The sequence below is a fragment of the Streptomyces sp. NPDC018031 genome, from assembly GCF_044327625.1.
Classification (GTDB): Bacteria; Actinomycetota; Actinomycetes; order Streptomycetales; family Streptomycetaceae; genus Streptomyces.
Genome location: NZ_JBIRFT010000027.1, coordinates 16,738 through 39,791 on the forward strand (window position 1 = coordinate 16,738; position 23,054 = coordinate 39,791).

20 protein-coding genes and 1 pseudogene are annotated in these 23,054 nt (G+C 76.6%); 17 read left to right on the forward strand and 4 right to left on the reverse strand.

Annotation, left to right across the window (positions count from 1 at the left end):
• Positions 1-114: 114 nt before the first annotated feature.
• Together ACH4B3_RS32440 and ACH4B3_RS32445 are read left to right on the forward strand one after the other, a co-directional pair.
• Positions 115-408 carry a hypothetical protein gene (locus ACH4B3_RS32440; protein ID WP_398469043.1) on the forward strand — a complete coding sequence of 98 codons (294 nt, stop codon included), beginning with the start codon at positions 115-117 and terminating at the stop codon, positions 406-408.
• 270 nt (positions 409-678) lie between these two features.
• Complete coding sequence (locus ACH4B3_RS32445) at positions 679-1,305, forward strand: histidine phosphatase family protein (protein ID WP_398469045.1); 627 nt, start codon at positions 679-681, stop codon at positions 1,303-1,305.
• A 133-nt stretch (positions 1,306-1,438) separates the two neighbouring features.
• On the opposite strand, the gene ACH4B3_RS32450 is transcribed toward ACH4B3_RS32445, so the two are convergent.
• Together ACH4B3_RS32450 and ACH4B3_RS32455 are read right to left on the reverse strand one after the other, a co-directional pair.
• Positions 1,439-2,428, reverse strand: a complete 990-nt coding sequence (locus ACH4B3_RS32450) for a BtrH N-terminal domain-containing protein (protein ID WP_398469047.1) — start codon at positions 2,426-2,428, stop codon at positions 1,439-1,441.
• A 61-nt stretch (positions 2,429-2,489) separates the two neighbouring features.
• On the reverse strand, positions 2,490-3,272 hold the full coding sequence (locus tag ACH4B3_RS32455) for a class I SAM-dependent methyltransferase (RefSeq protein ID WP_398469049.1): 783 nt from the start codon (positions 3,270-3,272) through the stop codon (positions 2,490-2,492).
• A gap of 268 nt (positions 3,273-3,540) precedes the next feature.
• Here ACH4B3_RS32455 and ACH4B3_RS32460 point away from each other — a divergent pair, with 268 nt between their 5' ends.
• Positions 3,541-4,596, forward strand: coding sequence for an ABC transporter substrate-binding protein (locus tag ACH4B3_RS32460; protein ID WP_398469051.1), 1,056 nt, complete (start codon positions 3,541-3,543; stop codon positions 4,594-4,596).
• A 336-nt stretch (positions 4,597-4,932) separates the two neighbouring features.
• Here the strand turns inward: ACH4B3_RS32460 and ACH4B3_RS32465 are convergent, their stop codons facing one another.
• A complete protein-coding gene (locus tag ACH4B3_RS32465) occupies positions 4,933-5,142 on the reverse strand; it encodes a hypothetical protein (RefSeq protein ID WP_398469053.1) in 210 nt (69 codons plus the stop codon).
• Positions 5,143-5,551: 409 nt separating this feature from the next.
• Here ACH4B3_RS32465 and ACH4B3_RS32470 point away from each other — a divergent pair, with 409 nt between their 5' ends.
• From ACH4B3_RS32470 to ACH4B3_RS32480, 3 genes are read left to right on the forward strand one after another with little or no spacing between them, the layout of a single operon-like run.
• Positions 5,552-7,207 carry a PP2C family protein-serine/threonine phosphatase gene (locus tag ACH4B3_RS32470; RefSeq protein WP_398469055.1) on the forward strand — a complete coding sequence of 552 codons (1,656 nt, stop codon included), beginning with the start codon at positions 5,552-5,554 and terminating at the stop codon, positions 7,205-7,207.
• Entirely contained in the window at positions 7,204-8,301 is a 1,098-nt protein-coding gene (locus ACH4B3_RS32475) for a B12-binding domain-containing protein (RefSeq protein WP_398469057.1), read from the forward strand. Before ACH4B3_RS32470 ends, ACH4B3_RS32475 begins: the two co-directional genes overlap by 4 nt.
• On the forward strand, positions 8,298-8,723 hold the full coding sequence (locus ACH4B3_RS32480) for an STAS domain-containing protein (protein ID WP_398469059.1): 426 nt from the start codon (positions 8,298-8,300) through the stop codon (positions 8,721-8,723). Before ACH4B3_RS32475 ends, ACH4B3_RS32480 begins: the two co-directional genes overlap by 4 nt.
• 92 nt (positions 8,724-8,815) lie before the next feature.
• Here the strand turns inward: ACH4B3_RS32480 and ACH4B3_RS32485 are convergent, their stop codons facing one another.
• Positions 8,816-10,039, reverse strand: coding sequence for a hypothetical protein (locus ACH4B3_RS32485; RefSeq protein ID WP_398469108.1), 1,224 nt, complete (start codon positions 10,037-10,039; stop codon positions 8,816-8,818).
• Between the two features lie 153 nt (positions 10,040-10,192).
• Between ACH4B3_RS32485 and ACH4B3_RS32490 the strand changes: the two genes are divergently transcribed.
• The 11 genes and pseudogenes from ACH4B3_RS32490 (at position 10,193) to ACH4B3_RS32540 (ending at position 22,566) form a co-directional block, all read left to right on the forward strand.
• A complete protein-coding gene (locus ACH4B3_RS32490) occupies positions 10,193-11,158 on the forward strand; it encodes an ABC transporter substrate-binding protein (RefSeq protein WP_398469061.1) in 966 nt (321 codons plus the stop codon).
• Positions 11,155-12,120 (forward strand): FecCD family ABC transporter permease, encoded by a 966-nt coding sequence (locus ACH4B3_RS32495; RefSeq protein ID WP_398469063.1) that lies wholly within the window; start codon positions 11,155-11,157, stop codon positions 12,118-12,120. Before ACH4B3_RS32490 ends, ACH4B3_RS32495 begins: the two co-directional genes overlap by 4 nt.
• Complete coding sequence (locus ACH4B3_RS32500; protein ID WP_398469065.1) at positions 12,117-13,130, forward strand: FecCD family ABC transporter permease; 1,014 nt, start codon at positions 12,117-12,119, stop codon at positions 13,128-13,130. The genes ACH4B3_RS32495 and ACH4B3_RS32500 overlap by 4 nt, the downstream gene beginning before the upstream one ends.
• 35 nt (positions 13,131-13,165) lie before the next feature.
• Positions 13,166-13,982, forward strand: a pseudogene (locus tag ACH4B3_RS32505) (ABC transporter ATP-binding protein).
• 60 nt (positions 13,983-14,042) lie between these two features.
• Positions 14,043-14,180, forward strand: coding sequence for a streptamidine family RiPP (amiA, locus tag ACH4B3_RS32510; RefSeq protein WP_398469067.1), 138 nt, complete (start codon positions 14,043-14,045; stop codon positions 14,178-14,180).
• A gap of 93 nt (positions 14,181-14,273) precedes the next feature.
• Positions 14,274-15,086, forward strand: coding sequence for a hypothetical protein (locus ACH4B3_RS32515; RefSeq protein ID WP_398469069.1), 813 nt, complete (start codon positions 14,274-14,276; stop codon positions 15,084-15,086).
• Positions 15,083-16,495, forward strand: coding sequence for a CocE/NonD family hydrolase (locus ACH4B3_RS32520; RefSeq protein WP_398469071.1), 1,413 nt, complete (start codon positions 15,083-15,085; stop codon positions 16,493-16,495). Before ACH4B3_RS32515 ends, ACH4B3_RS32520 begins: the two co-directional genes overlap by 4 nt.
• The gene (locus ACH4B3_RS32525; protein WP_398469073.1) at positions 16,492-17,847 is read left to right on the forward strand and encodes a YcaO-like family protein; all 1,356 of its coding nucleotides are present in this window, start codon (positions 16,492-16,494) and stop codon (positions 17,845-17,847) included. Before ACH4B3_RS32520 ends, ACH4B3_RS32525 begins: the two co-directional genes overlap by 4 nt.
• A gap of 5 nt (positions 17,848-17,852) precedes the next feature.
• A complete protein-coding gene (locus ACH4B3_RS32530; RefSeq protein WP_398469075.1) occupies positions 17,853-19,031 on the forward strand; it encodes a hypothetical protein in 1,179 nt (392 codons plus the stop codon).
• Positions 19,028-20,758 carry an ABC transporter ATP-binding protein/permease gene (locus ACH4B3_RS32535; RefSeq protein ID WP_398469077.1) on the forward strand — a complete coding sequence of 577 codons (1,731 nt, stop codon included), beginning with the start codon at positions 19,028-19,030 and terminating at the stop codon, positions 20,756-20,758. Before ACH4B3_RS32530 ends, ACH4B3_RS32535 begins: the two co-directional genes overlap by 4 nt.
• A complete protein-coding gene (locus ACH4B3_RS32540; RefSeq protein ID WP_398469079.1) occupies positions 20,755-22,566 on the forward strand; it encodes an ABC transporter ATP-binding protein in 1,812 nt (603 codons plus the stop codon). The genes ACH4B3_RS32535 and ACH4B3_RS32540 overlap by 4 nt, the downstream gene beginning before the upstream one ends.
• Positions 22,567-23,054: the final 488 nt, after the last annotated feature.

Sequence of the window (23,054 nt, forward strand, 5' to 3'; positions counted from 1 at the left end):
AGGCACCCGGGCGGCAGGACCCGGATCCGACTCGCCCCAGGGGGTTCAGTGAAGTACCGGGGCGCCCTGGTGGCCTTCTTTCTGGTGCCCACAATCTGGGGAGCGGGGAACCTGGTGAGTTCCCTGACGGCCTCGGCGGAGGTCATGTGCCCCGGAGAGAACGTGGGCGACGACGGGGAGGAGCGGCCGGGCCCCATGAAGCCCGGGGACACCGGGTGTTCGGTGCTGGACGGCTCCCGCCCGGTGGCGACCCGCAGCTACGAGCAGCAGCGGCACCACCAGTCCGCGGAGCGGCGCCGGGACGCCGAGGACGGGGCCCTGTACCTGGCGTACGGCGCGGGTGGCGCCCTCCTGGCGTGGCGCGCCACCCGGCCGGGACCGGACGAGGACCGGCCTCCGCGGGGCTGAGGCGTTCCGCACCGGGCGGGCGGGCCCGGCGGCCGACCGTCCCATGGCCTCGTGCACGGCGGCACCCGGGCGTCCGGACCGGCGCCGGCGCCCGCCGGCCGGCACCCGTCCGACGGTTCGAGGAAGCCACCGCGGCCGGCGGGCCGGTACGCGCAATCCGGCGCGGGCGGGTGTCCGCGCGCGGTGCGGCCGCCGGTCCGGAACCGTCGGGAGGCGGGAGGCGTCTGTCCGCACGACCGCGAGATCGCGCACCTGCCGGAGGACCCGCCCATGGCCGCAGCGGCCGCCCGCTACCTGTACCTCACCCGGCACGGTGAGGCTTCGTCGGATGAGAGCAGGCTCACCGGCAACGGACGCCGTCAGGCCACACTGCTCGGGGAGCGGCTGCGGCGGACCCCGCTGCGGGCCGTGCACCACGGCCCGCTCCCCCGGGCGGAGGAGACCGCCCGGCTGATCCACGGACGGCTGGACGGCGTCGCTCCCCCGCAGTCGGCCGAGCCGGCCGGCGACTACGTTCCCTACCTGCCGCAGCGGGCCGAGCTGCCGCCGGAATCCGCCGACGCCATGCTGGAACGCCTGGCTCGGTTCCCCGGCGAGGAGCGTGAGCGCGGGCCCGAGCTGGCGCGGGCGGCCGTCGCGCGGTTCACCGGGCCCGTCGAGGGTGACGAGCCCCGCCACGAGCTCGTCGTCACCCACAACTTCCTCATCGGCTGGCTCGTCCGGGCCGCCCTCGACGCGCCGAAGTGGCGCTGGATGGGGCTCAACCACGCCCATGCGGCGCTGACCGTCATCCGGTACGCGCCCGGCCGGCCCGCCGCCGTGCTCTGCTACAACGACCTCGGGCACCTTCCCGGGGACCTTCGCTGGACCGGATTCCCGGCCGAACTCCACATCTGACGGCAGCGGTCCGGGGTTTCGCCGGTGCCGCCGGCGGACGCCCGGGTGCCGGCGGACTCCCGGGTGGGGGACGGCGGCGCCGGCCGCGTCGTCCGGGTCCGCGGACGGTCAGGGCCGGAGTGCGCGCGGGGACTCACTCCCCCAGGCGGCTCAGCGCCTGCATGGCCTCGCGCTCCAGGCGTGCGAGGTCGCCCAGAAGGCTGCCTGCCTGGGCGAGGCACCGCGCGTCGCCGGACACGCCGGCCGTGGTGATCAGCGCGGCGACTTCGGTCCACGCGGTGGCCGCCTCGGTGTACAGCCTGTGTCCGGTGCGCAGATGGCCGCTGTCGAGCAGCTGGGCGCATTCGCCGAGGAAGTCGCGGTAGAGGTTGCGGAACAGGGCCCCGCCGGTGCCGGCCCGTTCCATCAGGAGGGCGGCTTGGGGCAGGTCCCGTTGCGGGTCGTCGGCGCGCTGGAGCCAGCCGCGGACCAGCTTGCCCGCCTTCTCGATGCCGCGGTGGCCCAGGTTGGCGATCGGCGGATCGAGGAAGGCGTCGGCGCAGGCGGTGATGGCGGGAACGATCCGGCTCCGCGGGGCGGGCGGATCGCTCGGAGCGGTGAGGGTGAAGGAGCGGTTCCTGGCGGTCATCGGGCCGCGGGCGGCTCTGGCCTGGGCGAGGCTGGCGAGGGTGGTGGTCACCGCTCCGCCCTGCTGTTCGGTGTCCACCAGGTGGGCATCGTGGTCGTCGTAGCCGTACATGGCGACCACATGGCCACCGAAGTGCACCTTCGACCCGAAGTAGTCCAGGTGGTAGCTGTCGAGCTGCAGTCCGACCGGGTGGCCGGCATCGATGGCGGTCGACACCTGGTCCCAGGCCCTGCGGGCGGAGGTGGTCTCCCGGACCGCGAGTTCCAGCCCGAGCGTCGCGGCCAGGTTCCTGGTGAGTTCGAAGGGCTTCACCCGCCCTCCGAGGAAGGGGAAGCCCATGTTCTTGCTGTCCCAGTAGACGAAGGACAGACCGGAGCCGAGGCCGAAGAGCATGGGCTCGGACAGGTCGAGTCCCTGGTGCCGCAACAGCACTCCCAGTGCCGTCGTCTCGCAGTGCTGGGCACCGCGGGTATCGATGTCGTGCACCATCGTCATGCCATGCTCCTGGGCGGGATGATCGGGCGGGTCACCGGCCCTTCACATGGTGCACCATTCCTCAGCGGCGAGTGCGCCGGATACGCAGCACGTGCTGCTCGTGCGGGATGGAGAAGCCCCCGGCGGGGTCGGCGAAGTGGCGGCGCACATAGCTCTCGATCGCGTCGTGCGGGGGCAGCGGCGCGCGGGAGAGGTCGGCGGGCACGCTGAGGAGGAAGGCGGCGACCGCGACGGTTTCGTCCAGGTCGGTGCTGCGGTAGCACGCCGGCAGGGTCTCCAGTGTCATCGCGCCGGCCGTCCCGGTGCCCGCCGCGGCCAGTTCGTCCGCCAGCTCCCGCAGGTCGAAGCGGCTGCCGGTGAAGTGACGCACCATGCGCATACAGGCGTTGTCCGGGCTCTGGAGCAGCATCAGGAGCAGGCCGCCCGGCTCGACCCATTCCATGATGCGCTGCACGGTCGCCGTCCACGTCGGACGGGGGACGTAGTACAGGACGTGGGAGAGCAGCACCAGATCGGCGGCACTGTCCGGTTGCGCCTCCATCACCGGCTCGGCGAGCACCAGGGCGCCGGGGCAGGAGTCCCGCAGGGCGCGGCGCATGGGCGCACTGGGTTCGATGCAGATCGTGCGCTCGAAACCGGGGCTGAGGTGGCGTGTCGTGGTGCCGTCGGCGGGGCCGATGTCGAGGAACACGCGCCGGGCGGGGAGCCGGCGCACCACCTCGTCGAGGTAGGCATGGGCGAAGGTCTTCTCGTCGGTACCGGCCAGGAAGAGGTCGAACGCCTGCCGGTACGCCTCCTCTTCGGGCCGGGGCCCCCAGGCCGGGCCGGTCTCCTCGAGTTCCATCTCCAGCCCCTTTCACCCGGCCGTGGCCGTCCCTCCGTTGCCGCCGGTGGACCGCCGACGGCGTCACGTTGGCACAGCATGACGCCGCCGGTAGCGGCGCGACGCGCCGTCGATGGGCATCAGGAGGGGCGCGCGGAAGCACGGGCGTCCGCCACCGATACCTGCCCCCATAGATCAACTTAGGTTAGGCTCCCCTTATTCTCCTTCGGGAGGTGTCCGGATTCCCTCGGCCCCCGGGTTCACGCCCGTGCACGGAAGTAGCGCCCGCATGCCCTCAGCGTTCTCCCGCTTCTCCGCTCCGTTCGACCCCTCCCGCCGCCGTGCCCTCACCGCGGGCGGCGCCCTCGCGCTCGGCCCGTTGCTCGCCGCCTGCGGCGGCGGTGACAGCAAGGACACCGCCGGTTCCCGGTCCGGCGGACACGGGAGCAGCGGCCCGTGGTCCTTCACCGACGACCGCGGCCGCACGGTGGAGCTGGACGCGAGACCGAAGCGGATCGTCGCCTTCGTCAGTACCGCGGCCGCCCTGTACGACTACGGCATCGAGTGCACCGGGATCTTCGGGCCCAGCCGGCCGGTCGACGGCAGGCCCAACCCGCAGGCCGGCGCCATGGACGTGTCCAAGCTGACCAGCCTGGGCACGCAGTGGGGCCAGTTCAGCATCGAGAAGTACGCCTCCCTCGAGCCCGACCTGCTGGTCAGCAACATGTTCCCGTCGCCGGACCTGTGGTTCGTCCCCGAGGACAGCAGGAAGAAGATCGAGGCGCTCGCACCGACGGTGGGCATCAACGTGGCCCGCACCTCCCTGCTCGACCCGCTCCGGCGCACCGCGGAGCTCGCCGTGTCCCTCGGCGCCGACCCAGCCACTAAGGAGACCACCGACGCCAAGGCCCGCTTCGAGAAGGCAGCCGAGACGCTGCGCGGCGCGGCGAAGGCCAACGGCGGCCTGAAGGTGATGGCGGTGACCGCCGACCCGGGACGCCTGTACGTCGCGGTCCCCGACTCCTACTGCGATCTGAACTACTTCAAGGACCTGGGCGTGGAGTTCGTCGAGGGCAGGAAGAGCGACGAGTGGGGCTTCTGGGAGTTCCTCAGCTGGGAGAACGCCGGCACGTACCACGCCGACCTCATCATGATCGACAACCGCTCCACGGCCCTGCCCCCGGAGCAGCTGGCGGACAAGCCCACCTGGCGGCAGCTGCCCGCCGTCAAGGCCGGCCAGACCACCCCGTGGTCGATGGAGGAGCGCTTCAGCTACGCCGGGTTCGCCCCGGTCCTCGAACGCCTCGCCGCCGCCGTCGAGAAGACGGAGCGGCTCCGGCGATGACCCGCGCGCCACGACGGCGCCCCGGGCGGCAGGCGCCCGCGGGTCGGGGACGACGCGAAGGCTCCCGTCGACGCGTGCCGTTCGGGCGGCGGCCGGGTACCGGGACCCGTGTGGGGGACCGGGGCGCCGCGCCGGCGCATCGACTGCGCGTCGGTGAGCGGCGCACCTCGCGAAGCGCGCCGGATTCCGCGTCACCGGCCATGACCGGCGACGTCCGCGGTCACCGGTGGCCGACGGGCTGACGGGGTGGCACCGGACCTCTCCCCCGGGCCGGTCGGTCGTGGGGCCGCCGGTGTGCCCACCGCGGTTCCGGGCCGGCTCCGGCGGGCCGGACGGTCAGCCCCGGTGGGTCATCGGCCCCGGCTCGTCGTCGGATCGGGACCGCCGGCGTCCGCGCAGCGGTGCCGTCGCCCACACCACCAGTCCGATGACGGACAGGATCACCGCCCCTCCGATGAGCGTGGGAACGGCCGCCGTGAGGAGGAAGCCGAACACCAGCTCCACCCATGTCGGCTCTTCGCCCATCGTGCTTCCGCCTTGCGCCATGCACGCATGGACGCGGACCGGCGTCGCCCGGTTCCGGGCGCGGGTGGCCACCGGGTGCGGAGCGCTGCCTTCTCCAACCGCGAGGCGATGCCCAGGAACTTCAGGACCGCTTCCTCGAGCTCCGCGCGGTCCGGTGGGCGGACTCCCCCGTCCGGCGCGGGGATCGGCCACCGGGCGGGCCGGTGGGCGGCGTTCCGGCGGCGGAGGCGCCCGCGCGGGGCGCCCGGGGCACCGTGGTGGCAGGTGCCGGTGAGTGCGGCTGCCGGTGCCGCGCTCCCGGTCCCTTGTGACCGAAGTGTGAGGGTTGCCGGAGGCGGGTTGATGGACCGGCCGGGTGTGCGAGAGGCTGGGCGGACCGTGTCTTCCAGTGGAAGGTGGTCAGCTCCGCCGGCATGCGGGGCTGGTAATCATGACGAGTGTGGAAGGCTCCTCGCGCGCGGCGCAGGGCCTGTTGTCGTCCGTGGGGGCTTCGTGGATGCGGGCGCCCTATCCGGCGCTGGTCGTCGATGCGGCCGGCGTCGTCGTGGAGGTCAACGCGCGGGCCGCCGCCCTGTTCCCGGGATCGGCGTGCGGCGTGTGGCTGTCGGGGGTGGCCCCCGGTTGGCTGGTGGAGGCGCATCAGCGGGTCGCCGAGAGCGGTGCGGACGCGGCTGCGCCGGTGCACGGCCGGCATGGGCAGTGGTCGCTGGAAGCGCACCCGACGCTCGGTCCGGGCGGGGAGGTGGTGTGGTGGCTGGTCGACGCCACCGACCGGTTGCTGGCCCAGGCGGCGCTCCGGAGCGAGCAGGAGCGCACCGCCTTCCTGGCCGACGCCTCCACGCGGCTGCTGGCCTCGCTGAACACCGAGCGGTGCATGGAGGTGGCGGTGGAGCTGGCCTCCGAGTACCTGGCGGACGCCGCCGTCCTGGTCGCTCCGGCGTCGGGCAGGCGCCATCCGCTGACCATCGGTGCCGGCGGAGTGGTCACCCACCGCTCGGTGCGGATCGACCCGTCGGAGGTGCCCGGGCTGGCGGAGGCGCTGCAGGGCTTCCCGCCGGTGCCCTCGCGGTGGATCGATCCGGCGGCGCTGCCGGACTGGGCGGTGCCGGACGGGTTCGCCGGTCCGGTCGGATCGGTCGTGGTCACTCCCCTGCCGGGGCACGGCGTCCCGGCCGGCGCCCTGATCCTGCTGCGCCGCAGCGACCATGCCGCGTTCGACGCCGCCGAGGACGTCTTCGCCCGGGTGTTCGCCGCTCGTGCGGGTGCTGCGCTGTCCGCGGCGCGCCTGTACCAGGAGCAGAGCGGTATCACCGCCACCCTGATGGCCGAACTGCTGCCTCCCGCGCTGCGGCGGGTGCACGGGGTGGAGTACGTCGGTGGCTACCGCGCGTCGAAGGACACCGAACGCGTCGGCGGGGACTTCTACGACGTGCACCCCGGGGCGGAGGCCGACCAGGAGACCCTGGCGGTGCTGGGGGACGTGTGCGGCAAGGGCCTCGATGCGGCCGTCCTGACCGGAAAGATCCGTAACACCCTGCAGGCGCTGCTGCCGCTCGCCGGCGACCACCAGAATCTGCTGCGTTTGCTGAACGGGGCCCTGCTCAACGGCCGGCACACCCGGTTCGCCACCCTCGTGCTGGCCTCGGTGCGCGAGCGGGGCGGCGCCGCACGCCTGCGGCTGACCAGTGCCGGCCATCCCGCGCCGCTGATCGTGCGGCACGACGGCTCGGTGGAGGAGGCGGCCACCACCGGCACGCTGATCGGCGCACTGCCGGAGGTCCGGTCGACCACCGCCGAGGTGACCCTGGGTCCGGGGGAGACGTGTCTGCTGTTCACCGACGGGGTCACCGAGGCCAGGGGCGGGCCGCTGGGGGACGCGATGTTCGGCGACGAGCGGCTGCGGCGGACGCTGGGGGAATGTGCCGGCATGCCCGCCGAGGCGGTCGTCGAGCGGATCCAGATGCTCGTGGCCGAGTGGATCGACGGCAACCGGCACGACGACATCGCGGTGATGGCGATCACCGCCCCGCGCTCCGCGCATCCGGCAGCCGTAGCCGGACGCATTCCGGGCAGGTGCCCGGAATGACCGACACCATCACCGTCGCCGGCAGCGGCGCCGTGCTGCGGCGGGCCCGCGAGGAGCTGTGGCGGGCCGTGAGCGAGCGCGACGAGCACGCGGCCGGCCGGGCCGTGTTCACCGCCCTGGACGCCGGAGCCGGCGCGGAGGACGTCCTGCTGGAGGTCATCGCCTCCGTGCAGCACAAGGTCGGCACCGAGTGGGCCGCCGACCGCTTCACCGTCGCCCAGGAACACGCGGCCACCGCCATCCACGACCGGATCATCGCCGTCATGGCGCACCGCACTCCGGCGGCCGGTGGCGGCACCGGCACGGTGACCGTCGCCTGCGTGGACGGCGAGTGGCACGCGCTGCCCGCCCGGATCCTCGCCGAAGTCCTGCGCCACCGCGGCTACCGGGTGGACTTCCTCGGCGCCCAGGTCCCCACCCCGCACCTGATCGCCCACCTGCACCAGACCGCGCCCACCGCGCTGGCGCTGTCCTCCTCGATCGCCACCCGCCTGCCGGACGCGCACACGGCCATCACCGCGGCGCAGGCGGTGGGTGTGCCGGTCATCGCCGGCGGCGCCGCCTTCGGCACCGACGGCCGCTACGCCCGGCTGCTGGGCGCCGACGCCTGGGCCCCGGACGCCCGCGCCGCCACCACCGTCCTGGACCGGGGTCTGCCCCGCCCCCGGACCGGCGCCGTCCGGCAGAGCATCGAGGACCTGCCGCACCTGGCGGACCAGGAGTACACCCTCGTCCGGCGCGGCAAACGGCAGTTGGTGAGGAGCACCCTGGCCGGGCTGGAGGAGCGACTGCCGGCGATGCGCTCCTACACCGACGCCCAGCGCGAGCGCACCGCCGAGGACGTCGTCCACATCGTCGACTTCCTCGCCACCGCGCTCTACACCGACGACGCGCGGCTGTTCACCGGCTTCCTGTGCTGGACCGGCGACATCCTGCGGGCTCGCGGGGTGCCCGCCGGGGTGCTCGACCCCGGCCTCGCCCTCCTCCAGGAGGAGCTCAAGGACTTCCCCCGCGCCCTCGACTTCCTCAGCCGGGGCCGCGCCGCCCTGCGCGGCGACGCCTCTCCGGCCCTCCGCCCGCGCCACGGCGCATGACCGGGCCCCCGGACGACGCCCTCGGCCTCGACACGACCGTGAGCGAGGCCGGTGGTGCCCGCATCCGCATCGTCGGCGACCTCGACCGGGATACCGCCGACCAGCTCACCGAGGCGGCGCTGGCCTGTCTGGGCACCGACCCGGCGCCCCGCCGGCTGCGCCTGGACTGCGCCGGGCTGACGTGGTGTGACTCCCTGGGCCTGGCGGCCCTGCTGATGGTCCACCGCACCGCCGTCGAAGCCGGCGTGCTGCTGCGGTTGGAGAACCAGCCGGCGGCCCTCCGGCGACTGCTCGCCACAACCGGCACCGCCCGGGTCTTCGCCGGCGCCGCGGCCGGCGAGGACACCACCGGGGCCCGCGCGAACGGCGGGCCGGAGCGCGCCGCCGGCGCACCCGTCCCGCTGCCGTCCCCGCGGGCCTGAGCCCGCCGTCCGCGCGCCGCCCGTCGGGCGGCGGGCGGCGGGCGCACCGGGCGGCCGGTGGTGTCCGCGACGGCCCGGCTCGGCCGGGGCGGTCAGCGGCCCACCGGGTCGGCCCAGGCGCCGTCGTCCGGGCTGGTCAGCGCGAGGTGGCCGCCGTCGTCGAGCGGAATCGGGAGGGTGAGGGTGGCCAGCGGTTCGGTTCCGTCGAACAGGTGGATCTCGCCGTGGCCGCCGCGGGTCACGGCGGTCAGGTCCGCCCCCGGGGAGGCGGCGACGGCCCGCCGCTGCACCCCGTCCCACGGGGTCCCGCCGGGCCGGGGGGCACCGTCCATGGGGGGCAGCGGCCGGCGCGCGGTCACCCGTGGCGCCGCGGCGTCCAGGACGACCAGTTCGTCGCCGTCGGGGTGCACCCTGGCGAACGCGACGTGGCGCGCGCCGACGGCCAGCCGGAAGACCAGGCCGGGGCCGAGGGGGACGCGGCCGGTGCGGCCCGGGTCGAGGGCGTGGTACCAGGCGTCGTTGGTCCACTCGGGCCACCTCGCCGGGTCGGCGGGCCCGCCGCGCACGCACGACCAGAGCGTCCGGCGCGCCGGGTCCAGGCGCAGGTAGTACCCGCGGCCCGGCCCGGCCCAGGGCAGCGGTTCCTCGACGACGAGCCGGTCGCCGTCGCGCCGGGCGCGGTGCACTCCGGAGCCCGCGGCGGCGAACAGCCGTCCGGTGAGCGGGTCGTGGGCGTCGCCGTGGCCGTCGTGGTCGGGCAGTTCCGTCTCGTGGGCGGGGGTGACGGGCGGGCAGCCGGGCGCGGCGGCCAGCAGATCGGCGTGCCGGTAGGCGGTGAGGGACCCGGGTTCGCGGTGGCGCAGCACGACGAGCGGTCCGCCGGGGCCGGCCGGCAGCGTGACGCCGGGCTCCCCGGCCCGGGTACGGACCCGGACCGACTTCGGGCCGGCGGCGGCGCCGAGGTCGACCACGGTCAGCAGGTCGGTCCACGCCTGCCCGTTGCGGCCCAGCCCGGTGGTCACGGCGAGCCGCCGTCCCGACGGGTCGGCGGCCAGGTGCTCGGCGGGGACGGCCACCGGCGCGGTCGCCGCGACCAGCGGCCGGCCGGCGTCCGGGCCGTAGGGGTCGAGGACGACGAGTTCGCCGGCGAGGTCGTCCACGAAGGCCCAGCGGCCGCCCGGCAGGGCGAGGAATCCGGCGTGTTCGGCGAGGTGCCGGCCTTCCAGGGCGCCCGTCACCCGGCCGCCGGGCAGGTCCAGCACCATCACGGATCCGGCGACCTGATCGGCCACCAGCAGGCGGGGGGCGAGGGGCATGGCGGTCTCCTGGAGGGGTGGTGGGACGGACATATTATTGATAATGATTATCATGTGACTGGCGTGGCGGGGGACGGCCCGGGGCTCCTCCGCCGCATGCCCGCCCCCGCCCCGGGGCCGAGACAGAGAACCGAGAGTCATATGTCACGCAGGATGCTGGGAACCCTCCGCCGCTGGACCGCCGCCGCCGTGCTGGGAACACTGCTGGTGGGCTGTGCGAGCACCGCCGACGACACGGACGACGAGAGCGGCGGGGCCGGACCCAGGACGGACGTCAGGGTCGAGCCCATCAGCGCCGCCCGGTCGATCACCGACGCCAAGGGCGTCACCGTCACCACCGAGGCCGCCCCGCGGCGGGTGGTCTGCCTGGTCGCCCTGTGCGACGACATGCTCGCCGAGCTGGGCATGACGCCGGTCGCCACCAACTCCGAACTCCTCGCCCACCCGGCCTTCCTGGGCCGGGCGAAGGCGGCGAAGATCCCGGTGGTGCCCGGCGGGTTCCTGGCCCCGGAGGCCGAGGCGGTCCTGTCCCATGAGCCGGACCTGGTGATCGGCCTCCAGGACACCCACGGCAAGCTCGCGCCCGCGCTCGAGGGGGCGACCGTCTTCTGGCCGGTCCAGCCGGGCAGTTGGCAGGACAGCGTCGGCTACCTGCGCGACCTCGCCGCACTGACCGGGCGCACCGCCCGCGGCGAGGCCGCCGAGAAGGCGTTCCGCACCAAGCTGGCCGCGGCCGAGAGCACCAGGAGCGGCAAGACCGCACTGATCGTCTTCGGCAGCGACGAGAACTTCGGCGTGGCCACCCCCGGCAACGACGTGGCGGCCGGCCTGATGCCCAAGCTCGGGCGCTACCCCTGGAAGAGCCGCGGGGTCGAAGGCGCCTACAGCATGGAGGAGATCCTCACCCGGGAGGTCGACGTGATCTTCGTGGAGACCCTGTCCTTCGGCGGCTCCGACGGCAAGCTCTCCCGCAAGCTCGCCAAGAACCCGCTGTGGTCCCGGATCCCGGCGGTGCGCGACGGCGCCGTGCACGAGGTCGACTCCGAGGTGTGGGCCAAGGGCCGCGGCACGCGGTCGCTCGGCATCGTGCTCGACGAGGCGACGGCCGCCCTCAGGTGAGCGGCTCGCTGCGTCAGGCCGCCGTGGCGACGGCGGTGCTGCTGGCGGTGGCCGGATGTGCGCTGTGCCTGGGCACCCCGTACGTGCCGCCCACCGCGTTCGGTGACGACGGCATCGCGGGCGTCATCGTGCGGGAGTTGCGGATGCCCAGGCTGGTGCTGGCGCTCGTCGCCGGCGCCTGCCTGGGCGCCGCGGGACTCGTCCTCCAGGAGGCGCTGCGCAACCCGCTGGCCGTGCCGGAGATGCTCGGCGTCTCCAGCGGCGCCGCGCTGGGCGTCGCCGCCCCGCTGGTCCTCGCGCTGAACGTGCCGCTCGCCGTGCAGCCGCTGCTCGCCGTCGGCGGGGCGGCGGCGGGCGGTCTGCTGACCCTGCTGGCCGCCGGGTTCGGGCGCAGCCCCTCCGCGGTGCTGCTCACCGGGGCGGCCGTCGCCGCGGCCCTGCAGGCCGCGCTGCTGGTGCTGATGGTGCTGGCCGACCAGCTCGACCTCCAGCTCATCTACCGCTATCTGCTCGGCAGCCTTTCCGCGCGCACCTGGGACGACGTGACGGGGCTGGGGCCCTGGCTCGTGGTCGCGGTCCCGGCGCTGGTCCTGTGCGCGCCGGTGCTCGGGGTGCTGCGGCTCGGCGACGACGACGCCCGGGCCCTGGGGGTACGGGTGCGGCACGCCCGGCTCGCCGCGCTCGCGGTCTCCGTGGTGCTCATCGCCCCGGTGGTCGCGGTGTGCGGGCCGGTCGCCTGGGTCGGGTTCCTCGCACCGCACCTGGCACGGCTGTTGCGGCCGGGCTCGGACGCGGTCGGGTGGCTGCCGTGGTCGGCGGTGTGGGGCGCGCTGGTCGTGGCGTGCGCGGACCAGCCGGCGCGGCTGGCGCTGGCACCGGTGGAGACACCGGTCGGCGCGTGGACGGCGCTGCTGGGCGTCCCGGCCGGGGTGGTCCTGCTGAAGGTGAGGTCCCGGCGATGACGGCGGTACACCTCAGGCGGGCGGCCTGGCTGGCGGTGCTCGTCGTCGCCGCCGCCGTCGCCGGGCTGGTCGCCGGCCGCGCGGTGCCCCCCGCGGGCGTGTGGGAGGTACTGCGCGGCCACGGCGATCCCATCGCCCGGCACGTCGTGCTCGACCTGCGGCTGCCGCGCACCCTGGTGGCCCTGGCCGCGGGCGCGTCGCTCGGCCTCGCCGGGACGGTGCTGCAGTCGGCGCTGCGCAACCCGCTCGCCGGGCCCGAGGTCACCGGCGTCACGCCGGGCGCCGTGCTCGGCGCCGTCGCCGCGACGGGGCTTGGCCTGGCCGGCTGGGAGTCGCCGGCCGCCGTGGTGACCGCCGCGTGCCTGGGCGGGTTCGCCGGAGCGGGCCTGCTGTGGCTGCTCGCGGGACGGGAGAAGGGCGACCCGGTGCAGATGGCCGTGCACGGGGTGCTGGTCTCCGCGGTGCTTTCGGGGCTGACCGCGATGGTGCTGCTGGTCGCGCCCGGTGAACTCGGCAGCGTGGTGCAGTGGCTGGTGGGGTCCACGGAGGGCCGCGTGTGGCAGCACTGGCACCTGTTGTGGCCGTGGGCGGCGGCGTGGTCGGTCGCGGCCTGCGCGCTGGCCGCGCCGCTGACCCTGCTGCGGTGCGGCGACGACCAGGCGTCGGCCGCCGGACTGGACACCGGGCGGGCCCGCGTCGCGGCACTGGTGTGCGCGGTGGCGCTCACCGCCGGGGCGGTGTCCGCGGTCGGGGCGCTGGGCTTCGTCGGTCTGCTCGTGCCGCACCTGGCGTTCGCGCTGTTCGGGGCGGACCTGCGGGCGGCGCTGCCCGGGGCGGCGCTGCTCGGCGCGGCGGTGGTGGGTGGTGCGGACGCGGCCGCCCAGTGGCTCTCCCGGGTGGCGGCCCGGGCGCTGGACCTGGAGCGGTTGAGCGTCCCGGTCGGGGCCCTGACGACCTGTGTGGGCGCGGCGCTGCTGCTGATCGTGGCGCGCCGCCGGAGTGAGGAGTGAGCGTGGGCGCTTTGCCGGAGACCGCGGCCGGGGGCATGGTGCGGGCCGCGGGACTGCGGTTCGGATATCCGGGCCGCGAGGTGCTGTCGGGGGTCGATCTGGCCGTGCGAACGGGCGAGCTCGTCGCCCTGGTCGGCCTCAACGGCTGCGGCAAGAGCACGTTGCTGCGGTTGTGCGGCGGGCTGCTGCGGCCCGCCGCGGGCCGGGTGCTGCTGGACGGCGACGATCTGGCGGGCCTGTCCCGGCGGGCGGCCGCCCGCCGGGTGGCGCTGCTGCACCAGCAGGCGCCGTCCGTACCGGGTATGACGGTGCGTCAGTTGGTGCGGCAGGGCCGGTACGCCGCACGGGGGCCGCTGGGCATGCTGCGGGACGGCGACGACGCCGTGTGCGCCCGAGCGATGGCGGACGTCGGGGTGGCGGAGTGGGGCGACCGGCCGGTGGAGTCGCTGTCCGGCGGTGAGCGGCAGCGCGTACGGCTGGCCATGGCGCTCGCCCAGGACACCCGGGTGCTGCTGCTGGACGAGCCGACCACCTATCTCGATCTGCGGCACCAGCTGGAGGTGCTGCAGACCGTGGTGCGGCTGCGCGCGGAGCGCGGCCTGACGGTGGTGATGGTGCTGCACGACCTGGGCCACGCGGCGCGCTTCGCGGACCGGATCGTGGCACTGCGGGACGGGCGGGTGGCCGCGGACGGGCCGCCGGCGGAGGTCGTCACCCCCGCCCTGCTCGCCGATGTGCTGGGGGTGGCGGGCCGGGTGGGCCGCGATCCGGTGGGCGGCTGGCCGGTGTGTTACCCGGATCACCCTCTCTCCTTCCCCCGACACCTTGCGAAATGAAAATCATATTCATTAGTGTTCGAGTGCGCCGCTGATCCGGCGGCGCACTCACCCGAAACCGAACGGAGCTCGACTCATGGAGCAGGACAAGGTGTTCACCCCGATCGCCGAGCAGGGCCAGCTCGCCCACCTGTCGGCCACCCACTCCAACGCCCTCGTGGAGAACCCCTTCGACGAGGCCGGCGAGGCCGCCCTGGCCGACGCGGACAAGTAAGCCCCGCGTCCCGTGAAACGGGCCCGCCCGGATGCCTTCCCGGGCGGGCCCGCCCCGTCCCCCACCCGCCCCCTCGCTCTGGGAGAACCCCCCGTGACCACCGCACGGCTCGCGCCCGGCGTCGCCCTCGTCACCGTCCCCGACCGGGGACTGGCCGTCCGCACGCCCGACGGAACATTCCTGCGCGTCGACACGGGACAGGTGTCCGAGGCCGCGCTGGTCGGCCACCTGACGACGGGCGCCCCGGCGGCCGGCCCGGAACTCGCCACCCTCACCGAAGCCTTCGCCGCCGCCGGCTACCTCGGCCGCACCCGGCCCGCGGGCCCGCTCGACGGACGCACCGTGGTCGTCCTCGGCGACACCGGGCTCACCGGCCCGCTCGCCCGGTACGCCGAGGCCGCGGGAGCCGCCGTCCACCACCACACCGCGCTGCCCGAGGTGGCCGGGCCGGAAGCCGCCCGCACCGCGGTCGTCTGGTGCCTGGACCAGCCGGCACCCACCACGGCGTGGCGGCCGGCCGACCGCCTCCCCGCCCACGGCACGGCCTGGCTGCGCTGCCACCGCGAGGGCGCCCACGCCTGGCTGGAACCCCTCGCCTGCGCGGCCGGTGACGTCACCTCGGCGCACGTACGGCTGCGGCGGCTCGCCGCGACCCCGGCCCACCGGGAACTCGCCGCCTACTGGGCCGGCCACCGCACCCCGGACACCGGACCGGGACACACCGAGGCGTCCGCGGCGCTCACCGCCGCGCTCCTCACCGGCGACCTCATCGCCTGGGCGGGCGGCGCCCCGCTCGCCCCGCGGCGCCGGCTGCGCCGGATCGACCTGCGCGACCTCAGCGTCAGCGAGCACCCGGTCCTGCCGGTGCCCGAGGTCGCCCCGCTGCCCCCGAGCGGGCGCCGATGAACCGGACCGTACGCGTCGCCGGGCTGGCGACCGACCTCTGCCTGCCCGCGTCCCCCGGCCGCCACCCGGCGGTGGTCCTCCGCACCCCCTACGACCGCCGCCGGCACCGCGCCGAACTGCGCGGCTGGGCCGCCCGGGGCTTCGCCGCGCTCGCCCAGGACGTCCGCGGCCGGTACGCCTCGCCGGGCGACTGGCACCCGTACGGCGGCCACGAGGCCGAGGACGGCTCCGCCACCCTGCGCTGGGTCCGCGACCAGGGATGGAGTGACGGCAGGGTCGTGGCCGCGGGCGCCTCGTACGGCGCCCACTGCGCGCTGGCCGTCGCCGCCGAGGCCGACGCGGTCATCGCCGCCGTCCCCGCCCTCGGGCTCGCCGAGACCGCACGCGAGGCGACCGGGCCGGAGCGCCTGCTGGCCCGCGCCGGCTGGTGGTGGGAGCACGGCGACCGCCGCGTGCCCGCCACCACCCCGCTGGACCCGTCCGCACTGGAGCGGCTGCCCCTCACCGGCGTGCTCGACCTCCCCGGCTGGCCCGGCCTGTGGCGGGCGCACCGCCGTGACCAGCCGGCCGCCCCGGTGCCCCTGCTCGCCGTCGGCGGCACCCGCGACCCGTTCGCCGAGGACACCGCCCGGCTGTGGCGGCGCTGGCCCGGCCCCGCACGGCTGCTGCTCGGCCCCTGGGGCCACCGGCTGACCGCCGAGCCGGCGCCCGAGGCCCGCCCGGGCCACCGGCTCGACCTGGGCGCCGTGTACGTCGGTTGGGCCCGGGCGGCCCTCGGCGGCGCGCTCACCGGCCGCCACGGGGCCGTGGCGCTGGGCGGCAGCGACCACTGGCACCCGGCCGGCCACCCGGTCCCCGCCACCCCGTACCCCTTCGGGGCGCCCGGCGGCCTGCGCCTGCTGCACGGCGCCGAGTTCGTCGCCGACCCCGAGCGGCCGGTCCGCTCCGACACGCTCGACGTGCCCCGCGACGGGGTGCCCGACCGCTGCCTGCTGGCCACTCCCCCGCTCCCCCGCCCGGTGGACCTGCTGGGGCCCGCCGAGGCGCGGCTGGACGCCGTGGCCGACACCCCGTCCGCCGACTGGGCGGTGCGGGTCGTCGCCCTCGACCCGGCCGGCCGCGCCGAACCCCTGGCCGCCGGCATCGTGCGCCGCACCCGCCCGGGCCCGTTCCGCGTCCCCCTCGGACACCTCGCCCGCCGCCTGCCCGCCGGGACCCGGCTGCGCGTCGAGGTCGCCGGCCACCACTTCCCGGCCCACGCCCGCAACCCGCACACCGGTGAGGATCCGGTGACGGCCACCCGCCTGGCCGCCTCCCGCCGCACCGTCCGCACCCGCGGCAGCGCCCTGGCCCTCCCCGTCGTCCGGGGCGCCCGCCGCATCGACCCCGTCCAGGAGATCCAGACGTGAACCTCGAAGCCCTCGTGGACCCGGTCTGCGGGCTGATACGCGGCGTGGAGCCGGTACCGCACCCCACCGGCGCCCCGCCCCGCTACACCGCGATGACCGCCGACGTCTCCGACGCCCGCCGGTTCGGCGCCTGGCCCGCCGACCGGGTCTCCCTCGGCACCACCTTCGGCGACCCGGCCGGAGCCCGCACCGCGGCCATCGCGGAGGCCGTCGAACGCTACTGCGGAAACCGGCTCCCACCGGCCGGCCACCCCGCCGCGCCGCGCCGCGCCACCGCCGCCGAACTCACCGCGGCGGGGCACACCGTCTACGGCCCGGGCGACCTGCCCGCCTACGCCTCCTGGCAGTACACCCGGCCGGGCTTCCCCTACCGGCCCCTCACCCCCGACACCCCCGCCTTGTGGGCCCGCGGTACCGAGGACGGCGCGGACTGCTGGGCGCCCGTGGCGCTCACCCACCTCAACTGGCGGCAGGGCGCCCTGCGGTCCCTGCCCCGCACCCACCACCTCAACTACGCGGGCATCGCCACCGGCCAGGGGCTGGACGACGCCGTCGACCGGGCCCTGCTGGAGGTCGTCGAGCGCGACGCCCTGGAACTGTGGTGGCACCTGGACGGACCGGCCCGCGGCGTCGACCCGGCCGACGTCCCCGGCCTCACCGCCGACCTGGCCGGCAGCGAGCTGGCGGTGTGGATCGTGGAGATGCCGTCCGAACTGGCACCCTGCATGGCGGCACTGGTCCACGACCCGCGCCGCGGCATCCACGCCGCCGGCTTCGCCTGCCGCTACGACCCGGCCGACGCCGCCCGCAAGGCGGTGCTGGAAGCCGTCCACACCTGGGTCTTCACCCAGGGCGCCGTCGAGGCGGACGGCTGGGTGTTCCGGGCCGTCGAGGCAGGCATGCTGGCCCGCGGCCTCTACCTCGACCACCGCCCCGACCGGCGCTACCTCGACGACTGCGGCGAGGACTTCGCCGCCGTCCGCGACCTCGGCGCCCACGTCCAGGTGTGGCTGGACCCGCGCATGGCCCGGTACGCGCGGCGCTTCACCCACCCCGCGCTGGGCACGGTGCCCCTCGCCGACATCCCGTCCGCCACCCCCGGGGCGCTGCGCGCCCGCCTCGCCGCCGGCGGCCACCGTGTGATCACCTTCGACCTGACCACCGAGGACGTCGCGGAGACCCCGCTGCGGGTGGCCCGAGTGCTCGTCTCCGGGCTCGTGCCCAACCAGCCCGCCGCGTTCGCCTACCTCGGCTGCCCCCGCTTCGCCGAGGCGGCCCTCGACCGCGGCTGGCGCACCGAGGCGCCGGTCCTGCCGGGTGACTTCACCCTCGCACCGCCACCGCACATGTAGGAACCATGACCACGTCCATCCGCCGGGCGCTCGCCCGCGCCCGTTCCGCCGACCCCCCCGGCCCCGACTTCCCGGCCGGGCCCCAGGTCACCCCGTGGCCGGGGACCCCGGTCCCGGTACCGCACGCCCTCGACCGGCTGCTGACCCTCGCGCTCGCGGGCTCCCGGCTGCGCCCCCACGCCTCCGCGGGCGCCCTGCACCCGGTCAACACCCATCTGCTGCTCGGGCCGGGCGGCGGCCCGCCGCCCGGCCGGTACGCCTACGACCCGGTCCGCCACACGCTGATCCCGCGCGGCACCGTGGGTCCCGACGCGCCCCGCGGGGCGGTCGCCGTACTGACCGTCACCGCCCGGCGCACGGCCGCCCACTACGGGCACCGGGCCTGGCCGCTGCTGCTGCTCGACGCCGGCCACGCGGCCGCCGCCCTCGCCCTCGCGGGGGCGCCCGCCTGGTGCCCGGACGCCGGCGGCCCGCTGCTCGCCGCCGCGGCGGGCCTTCCGCCGGACTGGCACGGCGCCGACCCGGAACACCCCCTCACCGCAGTCCGGTTGACCCCCGGCCCGCCCGACGCGCTGGAGCGCTGGTCGGCCTACGCCCCCGCCGGGCCGCCGCCCGCCACGCGCCACCCGGTCCCGCCGGACCTCCACCGGACCTGGCAGGTGCTGACCGCCCTGACCGCTTCGGGGCGCCCCACCTGGCGCCCTTCACGGGCGCCCGCGCTGCCGCGGGCCGTCCTGCGGTCCCGCCGCAGCGCCGGACCGCCGTTCCCCGGGATCCCGGACGCCGCCACCCTGGCGGAGGTGGCGGCGGCCGCCCGTACCGCGCACCCGCCGTCCTGGTCCGTCGTCACCCGCCGGCCCACGGCCGGGGAGCGGCCACCGCCCCTCGCGGCCCTCGCCACCCGCGCCGCCCGGCAGGGATGGCTCACCGGCGTGGGCGCCCTGCTCCTCGCCCACGGCTGTCCCGACGACGCGCCCTGCGCCCGGATCCGCCAGGACCATCTGCTCGCCGGCTACGGAGCCGGACTCGCCCAGGCCGTCGCGACCGCCCTCGGCCTCGCCGCTCGCCCCGTCGGCTCCTGGCAGCACGGCACCGGGCCCGGCGACGGCCCCGCCGACATCGTCCACGCCCTCGCACTCGGCCTGGGCCCGCGACCCCGCACCGGAAGGACCGACGGGTCATGATGCTCCACCCAGAACTCCTGCGCGCCGCCCGGACAGCGCGCCGCCCCCTGCTCGGGGCCACCGCCCTGCTCGGCGCCGTGGCCGTCACGCACCTCGCGCAGGCCGTGCTGCTGGCGCTGGCGCTCGCCCGGACCGCCCGCGGCGACACCTCGCAGCTGCCCGTCCTGCTGGCCGGCGTCCTCGCCGCCGTCGCCGTGCGCGCCGTCCTCGGCCACCGGCAGCGCACGCTCGCGGTGCGCGCCGGGGCCCGTGCGCGGACCGGCCTGCGCGACGCGCTGCTGGCCCGGCTCGGCGACCTCGGCCCGGCGCGCGGCGCGGACAGCCGCGCCGGGGCCGTGCGGGCCACGCTCGTCGACGGGGTCGAGGGCGTCGACGCGTACGTCTCCCGCTACCTGCCGCAGCTGCTGGTCACCTGTGCCGTGCCGCCGCTGCTGCTGGCCGCGGTCGGTGCCGTCGAGCCGTACGCGCTCCTCGTCCTCGCCCCCGCGCTGGTCCTCGCCCTCTTCGCCCCCCGCTGGTGGGACCGGCTGCTCGCCCGCCGCGGCCAGGAGCACTGGGGCTCCTACGAAGCCCTGTCCGCGGACTACCTGGAGGCGCTCCAGGGCATGCCCGCGCTGCGCGCCGCGGGCGCGGTCGCCCACACCCGGGCCCGGCTGACCGAGCGCTCCACGGCGCTGCACCGCGCCACCGTGGCCAAACTGCGGGTGTCGCTCGTGGACACCGGGATCACCGACCTGGCCGTCCAGGGCGGCACGGTGGCCGCCGCGCTCGTCGCCTGCGCGTCCGCCGCCTCCGGCGGTACCACCGCCACCGGCACCTACCTGCTGCTGATGCTGGCGTCGGAGTGCTTCCGCCCGCTGCGGGACCTGTCCCGCGAATGGCACGCCGGGTACCTGGGCGTGTCGGCCGCGGACGGCATCGCCGCACTGCGCGCCGCGCGACCGGCCGTCGCCGACACCGGGACGGCCGAGTTGCCGCACCGGCCGCCGGAGATCCGCTTCGAGGAGGTGCGCTTCACCCACCCGGGCGCCACCCGCCCGGCGCTGCGCGGCGTGTCCTTCACCGCCGAGGCGGGCCGGACCACCGCCGTCGTCGGCCCGTCCGGCGCCGGCAAGTCGACCCTGCTGGCCCTGCTGCTGAGGCAGTGGGACCCGGACGCCGGGCGGGTGGCCGTGGCCGGCGCGGACTGCGCGGACTACCCGCTGGCCTCGCTGCGGCGCGGCATCGCGGTCGTCTCCCAGGAGACGTACCTGTTCGCCGCCTCCGTCGCCGACAACCTCCGGCTCGCCCGCCCGGCGGCGACCGACGAGGAACTGCACGCGGCCGCCCGCGCGGCCGGGGTCCACGACGAGATCGCACGCCTGCCGTACGGCTACCGCACGCTCGTCGGCGAGCGCGGGGCCGCCCTCTCCGGTGGCCAGCGCCAGCGGCTGGCGCTGGCCCGGGCGCTGCTCGCCGACGCGCCGGTCCTGGTGCTCGACGAGGCCACCAGCGCCGTCGACGAGCGGCGCGAGGCGCACATCGGCCGGGCCCTGCCGCACGCCGCGCGGGGCCGCACGTGCCTGGTCGTCGCCCACCGGCTGGCGTCGGTGCGGGACGCGGACCGGATCGTCGTCCTCGACCGCGGCCGGGTCGACGCGATCGGCACACACGACGAACTGGTCGCCCAGCGCGGCCTGTACGCGCGGCTGGTCGCCGCCGGACACACCTACCGGGAGGCGGCATGAGCGGCACCCCGGAACCGGCCCCGCCCCGGGCGTCCGCGGGGGCGGCTGCGGCGCCGGGCGACCCCGGCCCGGCGGACGACCGGGAGGCGGCCGGCGGGCCCGCGCGGGGCGCGCTGCGTGCCCTGCTCCCGGTCCTCGCCGCGCACCGGGCGATGACCGCCCGGACCTTCGCCGCCGCCCTCGTCGACCAGGCGGCGCTCGTCGCGCTGGTGACGCTCGCCGCGCACGCCGTGGGCGCGGCCGTCGCCGAGCGGGCGGCCCCGTCCGCCGCGGTGGTGGCCGGCCTCGTCGTCCTCGTCCTGGTCCGCTCCCTGGCGACCTGGCACGAGATGGACCTGTCGCACGATTTGGCCTACCGGGTGCTGGCCGAACTGCGGATACGGATCTTCGACGGCCTGGCGCGCAGCGCGCCGGCCCGCATCGGCGGGCGGCGCAGCGGGGACCTCGCCGCGGCGGCCCTCGGCGACGTGGAGGCGCTGGAGTTCTTCTACGCGCACGCGGTCGCGCAACTCGCTTCCTCCGCGGTCGTGTTCGGTACCTCCACGGTGGTCCTGGCGACCCTCGACCCGTGGCTGCCGGCGGTGGTACTGCCCGCCGCCGGGCTGCTGGTGCTCGCACCGCTGCTGGAGGGCCGGGGCCGGGCCGCACGCGCGACCCGCACCCGCCGGGCGGCCGCCGAGCTCTCCGCCGAAGCCGTGGAGACCGTCGACGGGCTGCGCGAGCTGCTCGCCTTCGGCGCGCTGGACCGCCGCCGGACCCGGCTGCGGGAGCACGGCGAACGGCTCGGTGAGGCGCAGCGGGCCGAGCACGCATGGGAGGCCGGCGCGGCGGCGGTGCGCGACCTGCTGGTGGTGGCCGCGGTCATCGGGGTCGTCGCGGTCGCCGGGCACACGCTGCGCGGGGCGTGGACCCCGGCCGCGATGGCCCTGGCCCTGGGCGCCCTCGCACCGGTCGCCGACGCGTCGGCGGCGCTCGGCCAGGCGGGCGGCCTGCGGGCGGCGGCCTCCCGGGTCGGAGCGGCGATCGGGGCTCGCGCGGGGGCGCCCGCCCCCGGGGCACCCCGCCCGGCGCCGGTCGGCCCGCTCGGCGTACGGCTGCGGGGCGTCCGGTTCGACTACGGCGCCGGCCCCGTCCTCGACGGCCTGGACCTGACCGTCCGGGCCGGGGAGACCCTCGCCCTGGTCGGGGCGTCCGGCACCGGGAAGTCCACCTGCGCCCACCTGCTGGCCCGGTTCTGGGACCCGGTGGCGGGGGCGGTGGAGCTGGTCGGGGCCTACGGCGATCCGGTGGACCTGCGGGACCTGGCGGACGACGAACTGCGCCGCACCGTCGCGGTCGTGGGCCAGGAAGCACCCCTGTTCCACGGCACCCTCGCCGACAACCTCCGCCTCGCCCGCCGGGACGCCACCGAGCGGGAGCTGCACGCCGCCGCCCGGGTGTGCGGCGTGGACCGGATCGCCGAGGCACTGCCGGAGGGCTACCGCACGCTCGTCGGCGAGCGCGGCGCCACCCTCTCCGGAGGCCAGCGCTCCAGGATCGCGCTGGCCCGGGCGCTGCTCGCCGATCCCAGGATCCTGGTGCTGGACGAGACGACGGCCCATCTGGACACCGCCGGGGAGGCGGAGCTGGCGGCCGGGCTGGCGGCCGCGTCCCGGGGCCGTACCACCATCGTGATCGCGCACCGCCCGGCCACCGTGCGCCGGGCCGACCGCATCGCGGTGCTGGAAGACGGCCGGATCGCGGACATCGGCAGCTGGGAGGAACTGGACGGCCGGCAGGGCGCGTTCAGCAGGGTCCTGCGGCGCTGACCGCCCGGAGCCCCCGGGAGCCGGTCCGTCAATCGGCGGGCGGCCCGGGGAGCCCGGGGGAGCCGGGGGAAGCCGGGGGAAGGACAGCGCGAGGAAGGACGGCCCGGGGAGGCAGGCACAGGGAGGCAGGCACGGGGAGGCAGGCACGGCGCGAGGAGGGACGCGCGAGGAAGGGCGGCCTCATGACAGCGGCCTCATGTCGGCCTCATGACAGCGGCTTCATGACAAAGGCAAGGAGGTCCACCCACTCCTTGCCACTCTCAACTTATAGCGCACCGGGGGGCTTGCGGCAAGGCCCGGGGCGTGCCGCAGAATCTCCGGCCGAGGCCGGAAACCACGGAAGCCAGGGACGCGCGCCGTACCCGCGCGCCCCTTGGGCGCGGGGAACGAACCGCCAGGCGGCTCGCGGGCGGCCGCGGGCACCCGGCGCGGAGATCCGGGTGTGCGTGCCGCCGGACTCCACGGAGCAGCCGGCCCGAATCCAGTTC

Excerpts from the sequence above, each read along its gene's own strand:
- ACH4B3_RS32480 (WP_398469059.1), top strand. The coding sequence starts at position 8,298 with ATGACCGGGCCCCCGGACGACGCCCTCGGCCTCGACACGACCGTGAGC.
- ACH4B3_RS32465 (WP_398469053.1), bottom strand. The coding sequence starts at position 5,142 with ATGGCGCAAGGCGGAAGCACGATGGGCGAAGAGCCGACATGGGTGGAG.
- ACH4B3_RS32530 (WP_398469075.1), top strand. The coding sequence starts at position 17,853 with ATGACCACGTCCATCCGCCGGGCGCTCGCCCGCGCCCGTTCCGCCGAC.
- ACH4B3_RS32455 (WP_398469049.1), bottom strand. The coding sequence starts at position 3,272 with ATGGAACTCGAGGAGACCGGCCCGGCCTGGGGGCCCCGGCCCGAAGAG.
- ACH4B3_RS32445 (WP_398469045.1), top strand. The coding sequence starts at position 679 with ATGGCCGCAGCGGCCGCCCGCTACCTGTACCTCACCCGGCACGGTGAG.
- ACH4B3_RS32540 (WP_398469079.1), top strand. The coding sequence starts at position 20,755 with ATGAGCGGCACCCCGGAACCGGCCCCGCCCCGGGCGTCCGCGGGGGCG.
- ACH4B3_RS32450 (WP_398469047.1), bottom strand. The coding sequence starts at position 2,428 with ATGACGATGGTGCACGACATCGATACCCGCGGTGCCCAGCACTGCGAG.
- amiA (WP_398469067.1), top strand. The coding sequence starts at position 14,043 with ATGGAGCAGGACAAGGTGTTCACCCCGATCGCCGAGCAGGGCCAGCTC.
- ACH4B3_RS32535 (WP_398469077.1), top strand. The coding sequence starts at position 19,028 with ATGATGCTCCACCCAGAACTCCTGCGCGCCGCCCGGACAGCGCGCCGC.
- ACH4B3_RS32500 (WP_398469065.1), top strand. The coding sequence starts at position 12,117 with ATGACGGCGGTACACCTCAGGCGGGCGGCCTGGCTGGCGGTGCTCGTC.
- ACH4B3_RS32475 (WP_398469057.1), top strand. The coding sequence starts at position 7,204 with ATGACCGACACCATCACCGTCGCCGGCAGCGGCGCCGTGCTGCGGCGG.
- ACH4B3_RS32460 (WP_398469051.1), top strand. The coding sequence starts at position 3,541 with ATGCCCTCAGCGTTCTCCCGCTTCTCCGCTCCGTTCGACCCCTCCCGC.
- ACH4B3_RS32520 (WP_398469071.1), top strand. The coding sequence starts at position 15,083 with ATGAACCGGACCGTACGCGTCGCCGGGCTGGCGACCGACCTCTGCCTG.
- ACH4B3_RS32485 (WP_398469108.1), bottom strand. The coding sequence starts at position 10,039 with ATGCCCCTCGCCCCCCGCCTGCTGGTGGCCGATCAGGTCGCCGGATCC.
- ACH4B3_RS32470 (WP_398469055.1), top strand. The coding sequence starts at position 5,552 with ATGACGAGTGTGGAAGGCTCCTCGCGCGCGGCGCAGGGCCTGTTGTCG.
- ACH4B3_RS32490 (WP_398469061.1), top strand. The coding sequence starts at position 10,193 with ATGCTGGGAACCCTCCGCCGCTGGACCGCCGCCGCCGTGCTGGGAACA.